At 58.0% G+C, this 1,455-nt stretch carries 2 protein-coding genes; one reads left to right on the forward strand and one right to left on the reverse strand.

Translation table 11 applies throughout. The features are described from left to right. Positions 1–152, forward strand: a 152-nt coding sequence (locus EOA27_RS42735) for an ATP-binding protein (RefSeq protein ID WP_245491322.1), incomplete at its 5' end; no start/stop codon positions are given. Between the two features lie 246 nt (positions 153–398). Here the strand turns inward: EOA27_RS42735 and EOA27_RS36305 are convergent. Then, complete coding sequence (locus EOA27_RS36305) at positions 399–1,070, reverse strand: alpha/beta hydrolase (protein WP_189562305.1); 672 nt, start codon at positions 1,068–1,070, stop codon at positions 399–401. Positions 1,071–1,455: the final 385 nt, after the last annotated feature.

Raw genomic sequence — 1,455 nt, forward strand, 5'->3', positions numbered from 1 at the left:
GCCCAAGCCCCGGTGGCCAGATGGCAGACGCCATTCTCGACAGGATCGTTCACAACGCCCATCGCATCACGCTTCAGGGCGACAGCATGCGAAAGCAAAAAGCGCCCCCGCTCTTGACCGGCGGCGAAAACGGCGAAATCAATCACCCATGACGACAACCAGACACCCGAGGACCACCGCCGCCAAACTGTCCGCGAGTTAGTGAAACGACTGTCCGCGACTTAGCGGAATCCCTGTCCGACTTTTGCGAAATGCGCACATTTCAGAATCGCTGCCGCAATACAAGCCAGGATCTGGTGACCCAATGGGGACAGATCCCGGCCCGTTTTCCCAACGCATCATCGAGGCGGAAACACGACGCCGCATCAGCTATCGGCAGACATTAGCGGCAGGGTCGATCAATCGCCGTAGAAGACCCAAGGGCGGAGTTGCACCTCATTCTTGCATGAATCGTTCACCCGCCTTGATGGTACGTCGAGAAATGCGGACACCAACTCTTGTACGCAATCGGCGCCTGTTCCTACGTGACCTTGCGCCTGGAGCTCCACCCGCTGTAGATTGGGCATTGCCAAGGCCAAAGGTTGGCTCCACCTAATACCGCAGCACGAGTCCAGTTGCCCGAACACCGCAAGGGCCGGCACGTCGCTTGCGGGATCGGTGTTTATGCTCGGGGGGACATCGCCGTCCTCTCCCCACCAGGCGCAGAATGTCACCGCTGAGAAGCCCATCAGAGCCGGCTCACGGTGAATCATCTCGATGGATTCGGTCGGAGTCGGTCGATTCTTCCCTAAGTCGCCACAGATGTGAGCCAGATTGTGCCCATACGCATAGGGCAACTCACTCGTTGCGTTCTCCGGGATGAAGAGACTGTCGGTCTCCTCAAGACCGAAGTACTCGTCCAGCGCCGCATAGTCACCACGCTTGATCGCCTCGAGCACCTTCGGCAGCTGGTAATACCTGCTCTCAATGCTTGGGTTCGCCGCGTAGTCCAGAGTCGCGAGGAGGGTGGCGCCATCGATACGAATCTGCAGCTTGCCGCTGGGCGTGTTTTCGCTGGCGACTGTAGTCACGTACGGCCTCTCGTCGAGGATGCTCCGCGCGCGATCAAAAGCAACTAGGTGATCCGGAAACTTGGACGCGCATTCTTGGTTTTCTCGCACGCAATTTCCCATTAGGTCATAGGCCAGTTGCCTTCCCCGAGTGAGCACCTCGATCTCCGGCTTGTTCCTGTCTGCGGTAAGCCACGGGCTCCAGAAGATCGCCGATCGGACGTGTGCCTGGTAATACTGAAGGTAAGTCGCAACTGTGCCTCCTCCCGTGGAGCGGCCGAAGATGTTGATCGTATCAAACCCAGTGCTTTGCGAATCTCGTCATAGTCACGGGCGATCTGAAAACCCGTATATTGGCTAACGTCGACGCCCTTGCCCCTCAGCTTTTGGTAGCAATCCCTTACCC

This window comes from Mesorhizobium sp. M2A.F.Ca.ET.037.01.1.1, assembly GCF_003998075.1.
In the GTDB taxonomy this organism is placed as follows: domain Bacteria; phylum Pseudomonadota; class Alphaproteobacteria; order Rhizobiales; family Rhizobiaceae; genus Mesorhizobium.